Annotated in this window: 14 protein-coding genes; 3 read left to right on the forward strand and 11 right to left on the reverse strand. The window is 41.3% G+C overall.

Going from position 1 to position 16,935, the window contains the following annotated elements; genetic code table 11:
- Positions 1 to 25: 25 nt before the first annotated feature.
- Both AC0KVP_RS09540 and AC0KVP_RS09545 read right to left on the reverse strand, forming a co-directional pair.
- Positions 26 to 1,924 (reverse strand): sensor histidine kinase, encoded by a 1,899-nt coding sequence (locus AC0KVP_RS09540; RefSeq protein WP_473336290.1) that lies wholly within the window; start codon positions 1,922 to 1,924, stop codon positions 26 to 28.
- Positions 1,921 to 2,607: a LuxR C-terminal-related transcriptional regulator gene (locus AC0KVP_RS09545; protein ID WP_081313247.1), complete on the reverse strand. Its 687-nt coding sequence runs from the start codon at positions 2,605 to 2,607 to the stop codon at positions 1,921 to 1,923. Before AC0KVP_RS09545 ends, AC0KVP_RS09540 begins: the two co-directional genes overlap by 4 nt.
- Positions 2,608 to 2,905: 298 nt before the next feature.
- Here AC0KVP_RS09545 and AC0KVP_RS09550 point away from each other — a divergent pair, with 298 nt between their 5' ends.
- Positions 2,906 to 4,576, forward strand: a complete 1,671-nt coding sequence (locus AC0KVP_RS09550; protein WP_473336294.1) for an FMN-binding glutamate synthase family protein — start codon at positions 2,906 to 2,908, stop codon at positions 4,574 to 4,576.
- Positions 4,577 to 4,633: 57 nt separating this feature from the next.
- On the opposite strand, the gene AC0KVP_RS09555 is transcribed toward AC0KVP_RS09550, so the two are convergent.
- Genes AC0KVP_RS09555 through AC0KVP_RS09570 form a run of 4 tightly spaced genes read right to left on the reverse strand, consistent with a single transcriptional unit; the run spans position 4,634 to position 8,342 of the window.
- The gene (locus AC0KVP_RS09555; RefSeq protein WP_473336296.1) at positions 4,634 to 5,665 is read right to left on the reverse strand and encodes an alpha/beta hydrolase; all 1,032 of its coding nucleotides are present in this window, start codon (positions 5,663 to 5,665) and stop codon (positions 4,634 to 4,636) included.
- On the reverse strand, positions 5,665 to 6,777 hold the full coding sequence (locus tag AC0KVP_RS09560; RefSeq protein WP_058869703.1) for a YdcF family protein: 1,113 nt from the start codon (positions 6,775 to 6,777) through the stop codon (positions 5,665 to 5,667). Before AC0KVP_RS09560 ends, AC0KVP_RS09555 begins: the two co-directional genes overlap by 1 nt.
- 4 nt (positions 6,778 to 6,781) lie before the next feature.
- Positions 6,782 to 7,819, reverse strand: a complete 1,038-nt coding sequence (murB, locus tag AC0KVP_RS09565) for a UDP-N-acetylmuramate dehydrogenase (protein ID WP_473336298.1) — start codon at positions 7,817 to 7,819, stop codon at positions 6,782 to 6,784.
- Between the two features lie 13 nt (positions 7,820 to 7,832).
- A complete protein-coding gene (locus tag AC0KVP_RS09570) occupies positions 7,833 to 8,342 on the reverse strand; it encodes a low molecular weight protein-tyrosine-phosphatase (RefSeq protein ID WP_473336300.1) in 510 nt (169 codons plus the stop codon).
- 114 nt (positions 8,343 to 8,456) lie between these two features.
- Between AC0KVP_RS09570 and AC0KVP_RS09575 the strand changes: the two genes are divergently transcribed.
- Together AC0KVP_RS09575 and AC0KVP_RS09580 are read left to right on the forward strand one after the other, a co-directional pair.
- Complete coding sequence (locus tag AC0KVP_RS09575; protein WP_473336302.1) at positions 8,457 to 9,617, forward strand: iron-containing alcohol dehydrogenase; 1,161 nt, start codon at positions 8,457 to 8,459, stop codon at positions 9,615 to 9,617.
- Between the two features lie 51 nt (positions 9,618 to 9,668).
- Complete coding sequence (locus AC0KVP_RS09580) at positions 9,669 to 10,112, forward strand: acyl-CoA thioesterase (protein ID WP_332477346.1); 444 nt, start codon at positions 9,669 to 9,671, stop codon at positions 10,110 to 10,112.
- On the opposite strand, the gene dnaX is transcribed toward AC0KVP_RS09580, so the two are convergent.
- From dnaX to AC0KVP_RS09605, 5 genes are all read right to left on the reverse strand, one after another.
- The gene (gene dnaX, locus AC0KVP_RS09585) at positions 10,105 to 12,201 is read right to left on the reverse strand and encodes a DNA polymerase III subunit gamma/tau (RefSeq protein WP_473336305.1); all 2,097 of its coding nucleotides are present in this window, start codon (positions 12,199 to 12,201) and stop codon (positions 10,105 to 10,107) included. The two genes, AC0KVP_RS09580 and dnaX, sit on opposite strands and share 8 nt — an antisense overlap.
- Before the next feature lie 259 nt (positions 12,202 to 12,460).
- Positions 12,461 to 12,916 (reverse strand): copper resistance protein NlpE N-terminal domain-containing protein, encoded by a 456-nt coding sequence (locus AC0KVP_RS09590; protein ID WP_473336308.1) that lies wholly within the window; start codon positions 12,914 to 12,916, stop codon positions 12,461 to 12,463.
- A gap of 71 nt (positions 12,917 to 12,987) precedes the next feature.
- The gene (locus AC0KVP_RS09595) at positions 12,988 to 14,238 is read right to left on the reverse strand and encodes a serine hydrolase domain-containing protein (RefSeq protein WP_473336310.1); all 1,251 of its coding nucleotides are present in this window, start codon (positions 14,236 to 14,238) and stop codon (positions 12,988 to 12,990) included.
- Positions 14,239 to 14,306: 68 nt separating this feature from the next.
- Positions 14,307 to 15,161 (reverse strand): MaoC family dehydratase, encoded by an 855-nt coding sequence (locus tag AC0KVP_RS09600; RefSeq protein WP_473336313.1) that lies wholly within the window; start codon positions 15,159 to 15,161, stop codon positions 14,307 to 14,309.
- 147 nt (positions 15,162 to 15,308) lie between these two features.
- Complete coding sequence (locus AC0KVP_RS09605; protein ID WP_473336314.1) at positions 15,309 to 16,700, reverse strand: 3-oxoacyl-ACP reductase; 1,392 nt, start codon at positions 16,698 to 16,700, stop codon at positions 15,309 to 15,311.
- Positions 16,701 to 16,935 lie beyond the last annotated feature (235 nt).

Here is a 16,935-nt window from a genome sequence, read left to right on the forward strand (position 1 = left end):
CAAACCAAGTGCTGAGGAATCTAATCTACTCAGCACTTTCTCCCTCACCAAACCTTAAACTCGCAATAATTTTGGTACAGCCTTTTTCAGATTCGATATTGAGCTCAGCACCAATTTTTTCTAAACGCATTTTCATACTGCGCATACCAATGCCCATCCCGTGGTTAAGCACACACTCCACATTAAAACCTACGCCATCATCCTGAATAATCATGACCAAGTGAGTTGTACTTGGATAATACATTTTTACATCAATATGCCGTGCTTGGCTGTGCTTCATAATATTGGTCAAACTTTCTTCAAGCACACGAATTAAAGTCAAACATTGTAGTGCTGTCGGTTGTATTTCCCATGCCTCTGGAATGCTCCAAGTCGCCTCAATGTCCAACTCATCCATGATCTGACTAAACCGATGCCGAACAGGAGCAATCCATAACACAGGATTATCTGGCGTTTTGTTATTGGTTAAAGACCCACTATCAATAATTTGTCTTAAATCATCTCGAAGCAATTTGAGGATGGATAAAAATTGTTGATTCGACATGGTGCTGGAGCTCTGATCCACCAAAATCATGGAACGAACCAAAGATGCCCCCAAACCATCGTGCAAATCATGTGCTAAATGAATACGCTCTTGTAAGCGGACATTTTCAAGCTCTAATTGGTGTCGAGCATATAAACTAGAGGACAGATTACTGGTCACAAAGCTCACTCGCTGCTCAAGCTCACTATTAAATCTTTGTATTTTCTTGATATTTTTATCTAACCGCGTTGCAAGAATAATCACAATGAAAAAAGTGATCACTGGTGAGGTATACGGCGACAAAGGCTGATGGTCATTAATATGCCCATCAAAAAGTATTAAAATATCGTAAAGCATGACGATAAGAATCACACTTAAACAAACCGCCAACAAAATAAAATCACGGCGCTTGGTCTTATAAGCACGATAAATCACAAAGCAGAATGATGCGATAAATAATGCAATACACAACAGGAAAATCACAGCAAATACGATATTGACCATCAAACTTGGGATAAACAAGATGGTGACAATACACACTGCAGCAACTAAAAATAAGGTTTTCTCTAATTCAGCAAACTTTGTTTTCACAAAACGTAGCAAGTAAATGCAAAAACAGACATTGTATAAAACAAAATAGGTCAGGTTAGTTTTCATGACCCATAAAGAGTTTGGATATGGAAACACTTCTCGGTTGATGACATTCCAAATAAACAATACCCAAAACAGGCAGCTGATAGAAAACCACAGAAAAGTGGTTTCATTGCGTCTAAAAAACCAAATGACAAAGCATACCAAACCTAATGTGGTGGAAATGACTAAGTTGACTTGAAAGAGTGCCCTTTTACTCCAAAGTCGTTTTTGTTGTTTATCATATGCTGTTGTGATATCAGAAAATTCTAGATTACCTAAACCCGGACTTTCATAACTATTACCAACCACATACACCCAAATGTCATTGTTTTTTTGTTTTAAGCTTTCGACAGGAAGGATCCAAAAACGCGGGGTATTCCAACTTTTGGATAGAGGCTCAACTAAATGCTTATCTTTCCAAAGTAAATTTCGATTAAAAAAAACAGCGCCTGCGCTACTCATGCCTTCCACAGAAAATGCTAAAGGCTGTTTTAACTCATCGCTATCCTTACAACTCCAATGCCAATTAAAATGGTACCAAACGCCACCATCGTAATGTGGCCAGCGTTCTGTCCACACATCAGGGTTTTTGACCTCTATCCATCCCGTCTTCGGAACAACATCGATAGAACTTGTTTTCACCGCAGAAATTCTATCCACATTCACTTTACAGGTTGGACTAACAGCAAAGTTCGTTTGTGCGGAACTGGCAAAACTAAGCACACACAAACACAGTGTGACAAAAATGCTCAGCCAGCCATTTCTCATAAAATACCTAAAGAACGCGCAGTGCTGACAGCTTTGGTTCTTTTTGAAACAGAAAGCTTTCGGTAAATATGCTTAATATGGCTTTCAACGGTATAGCGCGAAACAAATAATTGCTCAGCAATTTCGCGGTTACTCAAGCCTTGTGCCACCAAGTTGAGAATCTCAGTTTCTCGATTAGTGAGTTGGTCATAGTCCTGACCATCCAACTGCTCTACACGCTCAGTTTGGGGGGTATTTGAGGTTGAGATTTGATTTAAAATTTCGCGAGCAATAAAGGGGTCAATCGGTGCACCACCGCGCAAAATACTCCGTATGGACATCAGCACTTCGGCATCATCACGTTCTTTCAATACATAGCCATTCGCTCCCGCTTTAATCGAGGCAAATAAGCTTTGCTGTGTACTCCATGCCGAAATTACTAAAATTAATGCGCTTTCATCTATGTCTCTGAGTTTTTCAATTAAAGTGATGCCATTTCCATCAGGCAACCCTAAATCGACTAAGGCTAAAGAAATCGGTTGTGAGGCAATGATTTGCATGGCTTCAGCTAAATTTTTAGCAAAAATCAGCATATCTTGACTATAGCCCAGTTCCGACAGAATCAGATCTAGACGTGAGCGAATCATGGCTTCATCTTCCACGATTAAAACAGGTGCAGGCAAAACAGTTTCCTTATTTTTCACTGAAGCTTCCCCTTTTTCTTATCATTCTTGAACCACACTATACCGATGCAAGCTTGGCCTAACCTATCCCTAGAAGTAAGTAATTTATAATTTTTTCTTTTGAACAATAAGTGCTTATTCACATTCATTTTATATACTTTAAATTCTGAAAGATATCAATCTGTACAAAATTTATCCATAATTTTAATATTGGATTCCCACAGCAAATAATAACGGGCGTAACAACAATTTATTACTTGTAGATGAAACAGAGACTTGGCACATTAGGTTTAAACAATCTGGAAGGATGCCCAGCCATATGTCTAGCCCTGCTCAATCCATACGTCATAAATTACTCAATACTTTCTTTTCACGGCACTCCATTTGGCTATTGTGTATTTTTATTTTTTTGAGCATTTCATTTTTTCATTATAGCCATACTCCCATCTATATTAATTATTTTATTTCGGACACTTTACTGAACAGTATTTGGCTGATTACAGGTTTACTGAGTCTTGTTGGCTTGCATGATGTTGTACAAAATAAACATTCAATCTTAAAGAACTACCCGATCATGGGGCATTTTCGTTTTATTTTTGAAGATTTCCGCCCTGAAATTCGCCAGTATTTTATTGAGGCCGATCAAGACGCACTGCCTTTTTCACGTATGCAACGCAGTCTGGTCTATCAACGTGCAAAAAACCAAAATGCAGATAAACCATTCGGCTCTATTATCGATGTCTATGCAGATAATTACCGTTTCATGACTCATTCACTGAGCCCATGCACACCTGCTGACCCTAAAACCTTCCGTATTTTGGTGGGCAATTCGCAATGCTCACAACCTTATAGTGCTTCTATTTTCAATATTTCAGCCATGAGTTTTGGCAGCCTGAGTGCCAATGCCATTCGCGCTTTAAACAAAGGAGCGCAAATGGGTGGTTTTTACCATGATACTGGCGAAGGCAGTTTAAGTCCGTACCATCTTGAGTATGGAGGCGATATTGTTTGGGAGTTAGGCAGTGGTTATTTTGGCTGCCGTACCCTCGATGGTCAATTTGACCCTGAAAAATTTGCCGTTCAAGCCAAACGACCTCAAGTCAAAATGATCGAAATCAAGCTCTCTCAGGGAGCAAAACCCGGTCATGGCGGGATTCTACCGAAAGATAAAATATCAGAAGAGATTGCTGAAATACGAGGCGTCAGTCGTGATCATGACTGTGTTTCTCCCTCAAGTCACTCTGCCTTCAAAACCCCGATCCAGATGATGCATTTTATTCAAAAACTGCGTGAGTTATCTGAAGGCAAACCTGTCGGTTTCAAGCTGTGTATTGGTCAGCCTTGGCAATTTATGAGCATTGTCAAAGCCATGCTGCATACTCAAATTATTCCCGATTTTATTGTGGTAGATGGCTCCGAAGGCGGGACTGGTGCAGCACCTATCGAACTGATAGACAATATGGGCGTACCACTACGTGAAGGCTTACTTTTCGTACACAACACACTGGTCGGTGCGGGTTTACGTGATCAGATCAAAATTGGTGCCAGTGGCAAATTGGTTAGTGCCTTTGATATTGCTAGTACCATGGCAATTGGTGCAGATTGGGTGAACTCTGCACGAGGGTTTATGTTCGCGGTGGGCTGCATTCAAGCGCAAAGTTGTCATACCAACCAATGCCCTGTCGGTGTTGCGACACAAGACAAAGAGCGTCAAAAAGCAATACATGTGCCCACCAAAGCCGAACGTGTACTTCATTTTCATGACAACACATTAAAAGCACTTTCAGAAATGATTGCTTCAGCGGGCTTAAAACATCCAGCAGAAATTAAAGCACGCCATTTAGCGCAGCGCATTAATGACCGAGAAATTCGAAACTATGCGCAGCTACATTTTTGGTTAAAAGATGGTGAACTGCTGTCTTGTGAAAATAAAGATGAAGAGAACTTTTATTTCCGTATGTGGAATATGTCCAAATTAGAACATTTCTAAATAAAAAGGAGGCTCTATCAGCCTCCTTTTTATTTTCGATAAAAGAATCACAGAATGTTAGTAATATCCACTCGATGAACCCTGTGCATGTAAAAAAGCTGGAATTAGACCCGTTAAGGCCGCACGAATATCCGAACGCTCATTGATCAATTGATGCGAACCCTCTTCCAACATCAATAAGGTTTGTAAGCGGAACTTTTCACGAATAAACTCAATATTATAACGCCAGTCTACCGTCTGATCCAGTGCACCTTGAGCTAACCAAACTGGAATGCGACAGGCTGGGCGCTGCTCCATTTCCAACATCCATTTGGACATAGCCAAAATCCAATCCATACCCATCATACGAGGTTGTAGCGGATCTTTTAAACGGACAAAACGTAAGAACTCAGGGTTATGGTTATTCCGCCTAAAATGACGCGGCACTTGACGTTTAATTCGACGAATAATGCCTAATCCAACCGAGTTATGCCACCAAGCGGATTTAGCAGGTCGAATAAGTGGCGACAACAACAAGACACGTTGTACATAAGGGTTTTCACGGCGTTCGGCAAACTCAAGCAAATGATGCATCAAAATTGCACCACCCGTGCTCTGCCCTATGCCTAGCCATGGTTGTGGCAACTGCTCAGCATGTTTGACATAGCGCACCACAGCATGTAACACATCTTGATAATGATCAAAATTTTGGATATTCGCAGGTGATCCATCACTGAGTCCATGCCCCGGAAGATCATAGGTCAGTACACTAAAGCCTTGTTCAAGCAACTCTTTAATAATGGGTTGATAAATTCCGCTATGCTCTAAATAACCATGCAACAGACAGACTGAACCTTTGATTTTTTCAATTTTTGGTGCAAAAACTTGGACATGCAACTTAAATAATGGCATTTGAACATAACCTTGCCAGTGATCACAGTCCAACGCATCTAAACCATATAAACGACGATAAGACACCATCTCCACCGATGCTTCATACGGCTGGTTTATATTCAAAGGCATTAAAAGCTGTGGTGTTGTCTCACGGCTAGGGACAGGAAGTTCAAGCTGTTTGAGTACCGACGGATTTAAAAAAGGAAGTTCAGGCATTATGGAATCTCCCGACAGTCACTCGAACCCAACAGTACATCGCGTATCGTTGCGAGCATTTCATAATTGGCACGGCGACTATGATCATAATTTTGTTCACTTGGACGCCATTGGGTTAATTGAGTCGGCATAGGCGCCTCAATCGGCTGTGTTTCGATACCATTTAAAGCAAATAAACGGCGTGTACGTGGCATATGATATTGATCTGTAATTAAAATCACTCTAGGCGCACCACCTTTTTTCTGCAACAGCAAAGAGCTAAAGCGCGAGTTTTCGCAGGTATTCATACTACGATCTTCCAATAGTTTCGCATCGACTCCACGTGCCTTTAACCATTTTTGCATATACGGGGCTTCGACACCGCTAAGCACAATGGGCAGCTTGAACTGTTTTTCGACCTGCAATGTGGTTTCAAGACGTAGTCGCGTATATTCATTCACCACAATATCTTTACGGTTTTTATCTAAAGTTAATCCACCACCCAAAACGACTATGGCATTCGGCATGTTTAATGCCGCTTTTCTCTCTTCATTTTGTGCATGTATTTGTGCGATGTCCTGATAGATTTGTTCATCTATCGGCTCTTCCTCTACAGTCTCTACTTTATGCGTTTTTAAAAAGTCGAGATAATTTTCCATCAAGGCTTTATTTTCTTTGCTATTCAGCTCTAGCAGTTCTTTGACATTTTCAGTCGGGTCAACCTCAGAACTTGCTGTCTCAATCACCAAAGGAATTTGAGGCTTTTGCTCTTTTTCTTGCTCTTCACGCTGTTCAGAAATAATTAACTGTTGTAGTGCTTTATAACGTGCCTGAATCGTGGTTAGGTTTTGCGAATTATGTTCTTTGATTTGCTCTTCCATCAACTGTAAGTACGCTTGACGGGCAATCCACAAATCAGAACCCGGTTCTAAGCTTTCTTGCTCACTGAGTGCTGCCATTTTTTGACTTTGTGCTGCGACTTCATTGACGTCTACAGGAACAAAGGCATTCAATGTCGCCACAATCAGCTTAGAATAAAAAGGCGTATAAATAAAAATCATTAAACAGCCGAAAAATGCAAACAGCACCGAAGTGATTTGCATTAAACGTACCATTTTATGGGTTTTACTCATACTTTTAACGATCCTGATGAGATTGGATGAGACCCGCTGAATTAAATAGCACAGGCTCAGGTTCCAACAGAACTTTAAATTTATTATACACATCCTGCTGTACTGCACGATATGTGCTCTGTACATCGTTCAAATCTGCATTGGCATAATTCACTAAAACCAAGGCTTGTTTGGCAAACATCCCGACCACACCAAGCTGCTTACCTTTCCAGCCTGATTGATCAATCAACCAACCTGCTGCAATTTTAACATCACCATTCGGCTGCGGATAATGTGGCAATTTTTCAAATTGTTCGGCTAAAAGGTCATAAGTTTGCTGACTAATAATTGGATTTTTAAAAAAACTGCCTACGTTTGGAAATTCTTTCGGATCAGGCAGTTTACTTTGACGAATCTGAATCACTTGTTGTTGTAAATTAAAAGCTGTTAGCTCATCACCTACGGCTTGTTTTAAGTCACCATAGCTAATTTTCAAATCTTCTTTTTTCAACAACTTGAAGGTCACATGCGTAATCACATAGCGATTTGGATCATCTTTAAAAATACTATGACGATAACTAAATGCACAGTCTTCAGCTTGAATATCGCTAAATGTTTTCAACTGTCGGTCATAGACTTGCACGCTTTCGATAAACTCGCCGGCCTCTACACCATAAGCGCCAATATTTTGTACAGGAGATGCGCCCACGAGGCCTGGAATCAATGCCAAATTCTGTAAGCCAAATAAATGGTGTTCTGTCGTCCAAAGCACAAAGTCATGCCAAACTTGACCAGCACCGACCCGTATAGTTTTGGTATTCGCATCTTCAGACAGGTTTTCTACGCCTAAAATGTTCATATGCACAACCAGAGCATTAATTTGTGCAGGAAGCAGCATATTACTTCCACCAGATAAAATCATGACATTCAAAGCGTGTTGCTGTGCATAATCCAATGCTTCTACAAGCTCATCTGGACTGTGAATTTGAACATAATGAGAGGCTATCGCATTTAAGCTTAACGTATTAAAAGGTTTAAGCTGTTTTTGTGTTTCAATTTGCATGCACGAACCTTAATTACTGTTCAAATTGTTGTTTAAAAATACTGACCCACGCTTGGCTACTTGACTCACATTGGTCAAGAACACGTTCAAAACCATCAGAGCCACCATAGTAAGGATCAGGTAATGCTTGCTGCGGATACTGCGCGTCATGTTCAGACATCAGTGCAATTTTAGCGCGGAGAGGCTGAATACCAAATTCAGTTTGCGCTGTTTGATACAAGGCTTGAATATCGTCAAAATTACGATGGTCCATCGCCAGAATTAAATCGAAATGGACAAAATCACGGGTCTGTAACTGTCGTGCGCGTAAGCTGGATAAGTCATAGCCCCGCTTTAAAGCATGTTCTTGACTACGCAAGTCAGGTGCTTTGTTGGGATGGTAATTACTAGTTCCCGCCGAATCGACTTCGATATTGAGCTGATGTGCATCACAAAAATGTCTGAGAACCACTTCTGCCGTGGGAGAACGACAAATATTTCCTAAACAGACACATAACACCTTATAGGGCGCTGTGAATGACATAACCACCTCGAAACAGCTTTATTTTCAAGTGTCTTATGTTAAGTTATTTAGAGGATGAATCCTATAGAAGTACAAAACAATATTGTTGGATAAGATATAAAAAAGGATGCTGATATGAACCAATTTCAATTTCAAACTGTGCCGAATATTATTTCAGGCTTAGGCAGCATTCAACAGCTCAGAGACATTTTAACAGTACGTCCTTATCAGCATCTGTTATTGGTTACAGATGCAGGCATGTTAAAGCATCAGCTTCACCTTCCCATCTTAGAAATACTAGAAGATCTCTCGCTCACTTATAGTATTTACAGTGAGGTTGAAGCAGATCCGAGTGAGCAAATTGTTTTAAATGCGGCTAATTATGCCAAACAGCAAAAGGTAGATATCGTTTTAGGTTTTGGTGGCGGCAGCTCTATGGATGTTGCAAAAATTATTGCCATCCTCAGCCATCCTGCACAGCAGCAAAAGTTATCAGATCTTTATGGGGTGAATAATGCCCAAGCACCTCGTCTACCCTTAATTTTAGTCCCTACCACTGCAGGGACAGGCTCTGAGGTCACACCAATTTCGATCGTCACCACAGGTGAAACGACAAAGACTGGCATCGTAGCACCCGTTCTTTTTGCCGATGTCGCGATTTTGGATGCAACTTTTACTGAAAATCTGCCGCGTCATATTAGTGCTGCTACAGGCATTGATGCGATGGTACATGCGATTGAAGCCTATACTTCTAAAATCAAGAAAAACCCCTATGCTGACATGTTGGCGAAACAGGCTTTAAAACTGCTGAATCAAAACCTCAGTCTGGTGCTAGAAGATGGTCGAAATTTAGAAGCTCGACAAAATATGTTGGTCGGTTCAATGTTGGCAGGACAAGCCTTTGCCAATGCCCCTGTCGGTGCTGTTCATGCGCTTGCTTATCCATTGGGTGGGCATTTTCACATTTCTCATGGACACAGTAATGCCTTAGTGCTGACAGAGGTTTTAAAGTTTAATCTTCCGCTAGCTAAGCAACATTATGCGGAACTGATCTGCTGGCTCGACCCAAAAAGTACAGGCTGTACCGATGGTCTTTCTGATCTTTTTGTCGACCATATGCAAAACCATTTAGACCGTAGTGGTTTAACCTTAAAACTCAAAGAATTGAATATTTCTGAACATAGTCTAGACCAGCTTGCAACCGATGCCATGTTGCAAACACGCCTACTACAAAACAACCCAAGAGAACTAGAGTGGCAGCAGGCACGCGAAATTTATCAAGCCATTTACAGCTAAGCCATATAATTAACTTAGGCTATTTATAAGACGATTTTAAGGATAATAACGATGAGACAAGCTGCAAAGACACGTGACCAATTTCATTATTTTCTACCGATTCAAACACGTTGGTCGGACAATGACCTCTATGGCCATGTCAACAACGTAACCTACTATAGTTATTTTGATACTGCCGCAAATGCCTTACTGATTGAAAAAGCAAATTTTGATATCCACCAATCACCTATTATTGGTTTAGTGGTCGACTCAGCATGTAGTTTCTTGCATGAGTTGTCTTATCCTGAGATTATTGACGTTGGTGTGACTATTTCTAGAATAGGAAACTCTTCACTCACTTACGAACTTGCCATTTTCAAATTTGGTCAAGAAACTGCTTCAGCTCAAGGACATTTTGTTCATGTTTTTGTAGACCGTGAAACACGAAAAAGCACCCCGATTCCATCTGAAATGCGGAGTGCTTTGCGCCACTACTTAAGCCATGGCATTACTTAAGTTGGATATTCTGCAATTCACCATCAAAAGTTTGTACAAGACCTTTGACCGTGTCTTCATTTTGCAGTAACTCATGCGCACGTTGAAATGCTTTTTGCTTGCGCTGCGCCTGCATAGTGTACGGCGTAATCGTTTCAACTTCTGCATATTTCACATCAAAACGCGTCTGAGGCCATTCAGCTTTAAGCGCATCTTCTAAGACATGACGTAATTGGGTGAGGAGCTGCTCATAACGCTGCGGAATCATAAACACAGACTCGGCATTAATTTGCCCAGCCATTAAACCTTGCTGAGCCAACTCTTGTACCGCGGGTGATAAGCCACTGCTTCTGAACCAGTACTCCCACTTCTCCACCGTCCACTCACCGACTAACTGCTGCGGTTGTAGTTGTAAAATATCTTGCGGCATTAAATCGGCTGGTGCAGATGAAATCTGTTCAAGTTGAGCAGACTCTACAATAGTAGCAACAGTTTGTTGGCTTTCATTTTCTACAACTTGGGTGTCCTGTACGCTATCAGCAGAGAGCACTCCACTTGATAAATCAAACGACTCCGCTTGCACAGTAGGTTCAGCTATTACTGCGGCAGGTTCAACGGATGCGTCATTTTGAGTTTCTGTTTCTAGCGGAACAATTTCATCAAATAAGAAATCATCACTATTTGGCTCATCGTCATTGCTTTGCGCATTAAATTCGTCTGCTTCATCTAAATCAAACAACACTTCATCACTGGAAGGATCGAAAACGATTTGATCAGATTGCTGAGATGAGTCCACTGGTGGTTTATTATCTTCAACGCTTTCTGAAAGATCGACATCATCAAGTTCAGGCTTAAACTCAGGCTCTGCATCCTGAGTTATTGCAGCGTCTTCAAATGCCACATCAACAACTGTACCTTCAGCATCTTGCTGTAAAGCCGTTTCTGGATCAGAACTCAGTATTGCCGCTTGTTGTACAGATTCAACTACAGCGCTATTCGTCTGAGCCACCAGCACTTCATTTGGTTGTAATGGACGGAACGCCAACATGCGCAGCACCGACATTTCAAAGCCTTGCTCTTGCGTGACTGCCAGCTGTAATTCAGCACGCCCTTTACATGCAATTTGGTAATAAAGTTGTAAGTCTTGCGCAGCAATTTGCTGAGATAATTGCATGATCTTTTTATTAATTTCAGCACTATATTTGAGACTAAGTTCTGGCAAATATTGTAGTAATGCCAATTCATGTAAAGTCGAAATCAGCTGATCCAAAACTAAAGATACATCTAATGCTTGCTGGCGAAATTGCATCAGCAACTCACTTACCCGGTGTTTTTGGTTTTGATGTATCGCAAGGATCAGATCATAAATAATGGTACGGTCGATTAAACCCAACATCTCTTTGACATCTTGGTGCTGGATGGCGCCCTGACCGTAAGCAATCGCTTGGTCTGTCAAAGAAAGTGCATCACGTAATGAGCCTTGGGCAGACTCTGCAATTTGCCAAATCGCATCTTGTTCGGCTTGGATGCTTTCTTTATTTAAAATATTCCCTAGATGCTCGGTAATTTCATCTACAGCCAACGGGCGTAGTGTAAATTGCAAACAACGCGAAATCACTGTAACTGGGAGCTTTTGCGGATCTGTCGTTGCAAAAAGAAATTTCACATGTTCAGGTGGTTCTTCCAATGTTTTGAGTAAAGCATTAAAAGAATGCGTAGACAGCATATGCACTTCATCGATCAAATAGACCTTAAAACGACCTTGCGTCGGCGCATAAGGAACATTGTCTAAAAGCTCTCGCGTATCTTCAACTTTAGTCCGTGATGCCGCATCAATTTCAATCAAGTCAATAAAACGGCCTTCATTCACGGCGGTACAGGTTGGGCAAACTTCACATGGCGTCGAAGTCACACCTGTTTCACAGTTCAAGCACTTCGCCAAAATACGGGCAATGGTGGTTTTTCCGACCCCACGCGTTCCTGTAAATAAATAAGCATGGTGCAAACGCCCGCGCTCTAAAGCACTGGTTAGCGCTCGAGAAACATGGTTTTGACCCACTAGCTCATTAAAATTGCGAGGACGATATTTCCGTGCAAGTACTTGATACATGTATGCTCCTTTTTATAGGCCTAAGCATACTGTTTTTTTGCCAAAGAGTGAATGAGTTACTTCACTCCGTTCTCGCATTTCTAAGCTATAAAGCTGATTTAGATCAATAATTCAAAAACCATTAGCTCCATTTTTATCCCACTCTCTATCTCAAGCTATTTATGCATTTAGATTATAGATTTGAAATAAAGTGAGAGCTTTGGAAAAGCAAAAGATGTAAATATTAAAATGAATTTCTAAAATACAGCTATTTAGAAAATCAAGCTGGTTTCACCAAAACAAAATCACTCTGCATTTGGTATTTTTTTCCAGTCACATCTTCACGTATTTCTAAAACACCATCTTCTAAATCGATATAAAGTAAGTTTCGCGTTGTCACGTTCATCAACTCTACCTTGTGCTGATCTTGAGCATTAAAACGAAGTGCTCCAGTCAAATTTTCGATTTCGTTATGCCCACTCAAACTTTCTCGTTTTAGGGTATAGGTCTTGTTTTCATGCAACTCTAGTGCAACTGCCATACCCGGACAGTCTTCACAACGGGACAAACACCCCATACACGGCGTTGTCCCCTGATAACTCCCAACCCACGCAGGAATAATCTGCTTTTGTTCTGCCACTTGAAGTTTAGACTGATCATGTTGCGTTTGATTCGCCTCGGAACAACCTAACAATAATCCTGTAGCAACCAGCGGGATAAGAATGGGAGTCTTCATGTCACAAATATTCAAAACCTAAACCGCGACGAACATAACATATTTTAGACGATGACTAAATCTCAGACCTATCAAAACCAGCCTTTTTTGCCTTTTAAAACCGCATCTGCGCAACGTAAACTTTCTTGGCTCAAAGCCCAAAGTCGATAATCCCCAGTTAAAGAACCTGTAGCAAAGTTATGTGTATAAGCAAAACTTAAGCCTCGCTCACTATCGCCCCAAGCCCCTGAACCATTAAAGCCCATATGACCAAAACCTTGCTCTGCGGTTTTTCCTAAGGTTAATATACGGTGATACCCCAAGCGCCAATGCATAGGTATCGGCATCACCCGATCTCGATAGGTATATTGCACTCGACTCAACTCAGAAAACACATCTGGACGAATCAACTGCTGACCTTTCCAAATCCCTTTTTGAGATATCATCGCATACACTTTGGCTAAACTATTGGCTGTAAATACACCATTTGCTGCGGGAATGATCGCCTGAATCGCATCATCATGGTAAAAGCTGACCTTTTTCATGCCTTTGGGAATCATGCCATCCTGAAAATCTTGTGGATCTTGCCCTGACCACTGCATCGCTTTATCAAACAATGAAACTTTACGTACCTTCGTTGGACTTTTTTGATTTGGTTGGACAGATACAGGACGGACAATGGGTCGTGCGATACGTTTTAATTCAGCACTGGGTGCACCAAAGTAAGCCCCATCTAGCTCAAGTGGCTCAACGAAATAGGTTTGGAAGAGTTCAGTTAAAGGTTTGCCCGTTGCTTTTTCCAAAGCACCACCGACAATCCAACCAAATGACAAAGGTTGATAGGCAGCATCTTGACCAATTGCAAAACGTGGTTGCGCTTTTTCAAATACGTCTAACATATGCGTCCAGTCCAACATTTCTGTCGCATCAGCAATGTTATTACGGATATCAAATAATCCGCTTTGATGACTTAGCACATGTCTTAGCGTCATCTTTCCTTTACCATTTTGGGCAAATTCAGGCCAATAATCCGCAATCGGTTGGTCGTAGCTCAGCACACCTTGACTGACTAAAATATGCGCCAAGGTTGCAAGCACGCCTTTGCCCGTCGAATAACACACCGACATGGTATTGGCCTGCCAAGGAGAATCTACCGCTGCTAAACCAGTATAGATATCAACAACTTTTTCACCTTGAAAATATAAAACACAAGCTGCACCGCCATATGCTAAACGAGCATCCTGTAAGCGGCTAAAGAGATGGGCAACACTTTGAAAACGTGGGTCAACATAGCCTTGGTAATGGTTCGGATTCGCTTGTAAATATTGTTTTAAAATTTTCATTTACACGTCCTTGTATTTTTAAGCGGACATAAAAAAGCCCAGTGTAATCTAAACTGGGCTTTTTAAAATTATAGTGCTTTGACCTGTCCCGTCACATGCGGTTTTTGATTCTTACTATTTCGAATGAAGAAAGCGGTATTTACACCTTCTGTCGTGGTCATAAAATCGACCGTTGAAGGCAAATACATCGGCAGTTTAAACCAAACATCCGCTTCATAAGCATCAGGCAATGTGATCGAAGCCAACGCTCGCGCCTTACTCCACATGCCGTGCGCAATGGCTTGTTTGAAACCAAAGGCTTTTGCTGTCACCGCATGAATGTGGATGAGGTTGAAGTCGCCCGAGGTCATTGCATAACGACGACCTGTGTTTTCAGAGACTTCCCAGACTGCATTCGGCTGATAATCTGGAGTCGTTGCTTCAACTAATTTTGGTGCTGTTTTACCATCGGTCTTTTGACGTGCTAAATACGTGGTTAAGGCTTCAACCACCACTTCATTGCCAACTTTCACCGTGGTAATAAAATCGAACTGAACACCTTTATCATGTGGCTCAAGCGCGCCATATTTACATGATAAAGTGAGGGTTTCATTGACGCCAACTTTACGCATTTGTTTGACTTGATTGCGAATATGTACCAAACCTAGCACAGGAAATGGAAACGGCTCTTGCCCCATCATGTGCATTTGTAGGCTTTGCGATAATACGGCCAAATAAATCGCAGGAATATAACCATTATTTTTAAAGCCACATACTTGGTTATAGGCTTTCAAATGCTTTTGATCGACGTTAAAAGAATCCACCACATACTCAACCTGCGGTAAGACTTTTTCACCTTTTGGCTTTTTAAAGATCAAACCTTGAATGACTTTCGGATAAGCCATATATGGTTTTGGAAGTTGACTAAAATGGCGAGTCTTCATACTGAACCTTTGAGAAGTTTTTATTTCAATATTTTTGAAAGCTCCTTCTCCCGCAGGGAGAAGGTTGGGATGAGGGAAAACTCCCTCCCTTTTATAATATAAAGAATTTATCCCTCCCTAAAGGAGAGATAAATTCAAGCTTTTAAATTAAGCACCCAACAAACTTTGACCACAAACACGTACCACGTTGCCGTTTAAACCAGTCGATGCTGTCGCTGCAAATAAAGCAATGGTTTCAGCAACATCTACAGGTAAACCACCTTGGCTCATCGAGTTCATACGACGACCCGCTTCACGGATTGCAAATGGAATCGCAGCAGTCATTTGCGTTTCAATGAAACCTGGTGCAACCGCATTGATCGTAATGCCATTCGTCAAAGTTGGAGCAGTAAATTTAACCACACCAATGACACCTGCTTTCGACACAGCATAGTTGGTTTGACCTAGGTTACCCGCAATACCTGAAATCGATGATACACATACAATACGACCATTGGTATTTAAACCCTCTTTGGCAAGTAAATAATCATTTACACGTTCAATTGCAGACAAGTTAATGTTAATCACCAAGTCCCAAAGCTCAGGCTTCATATTTGCCAAAGTTTTGTCACGAGTAATACCTGCGTTATGCACGATGATGTCTAAACCACCTTGAGCAGCTGCCGCAGCTTTAATTTTCTCACCAGCATCATTTGCAGTGATATCAATTGCCAGTGTTGAACCACCGATCTCACCTGCAACACGGTCAAGATCTGCTTGCTGCTGTGGTACGTCTAAACAAATCACATGCGCGCCATCACGTGCCAAGACATGCGCAATCGCTTCACCAATACCACGGCTCGCACCTGTCACTACAGCAGTTTTACCTGCCAGTGGTTTAGCCCAGTCTACATCTACAACAGCAGCTTTAGAAACACGAATCACTTGACCAGAAACATAAGCAGAACGTGGAGATGCTGCAAAACGTAAAGTTGACTCAAGATTTGCTTCTGCACCTGCATCCACATAAATCAAATGTGCTGCAATCCCCTTTTTAAATTCTTTACCGACAGACTTCACGAAGCCTTCAAGCGCGCGTTGTGCAATCGCTTTTTTCACGCTACCCGCAGTTTCAGGTGTCGTACCTACTACAATTACACGACCAGAAGCAGCCACTTGACGTGCGATAGGATTAAAGAAGTTATATAACTCATTGAGTTGCTCTGATGACTCAATGCCAGATGCATCAAAAATAACAACTTTGAATTTAGACTCTTTGTCGCCTGCATTAAATGCACTTAAATTTAAGCCCACTTGAGCCGCAGCTTGCTGTAACTGTGCATTGTTACCTGCATAGCTATTGGCGTGAACATTGGCCAACACTTGCGCAATTGCACCAGATAATGAACTGTTTGCTGCTGCACCCAGTAAAACAGCACCTTTAATCACAGGTGTTGCTGACTCAAAACGGTCTAAAAAAGTTGGTGCAGGTAAACCCAAATTTTTAATGACAAATTTACCAATCGGAGATTTTGCAAAAGTTTGGTATTGATCAGTCATGTTTTTATCTCTCATACAAATGAATTGTTGATGGATTCAAAGATATCCTTTTAACTTCAAAGTGATGTCTAGAGTCTTATATTTCAATAGTTCCATCGGTTTCTATAGAATCATACTTGAGTTATAGATGATATGTCTTGACCTGAAAGCCTGTTGCAATGTCATTCTAGTCAATTCAGCCCTTTTTATAATATGCTAATGTACACCCTAAGAATAGATTAACATGCTTGGAAAA

It is taken from the genome of Acinetobacter sp. DL27 (genome assembly GCF_055810995.1).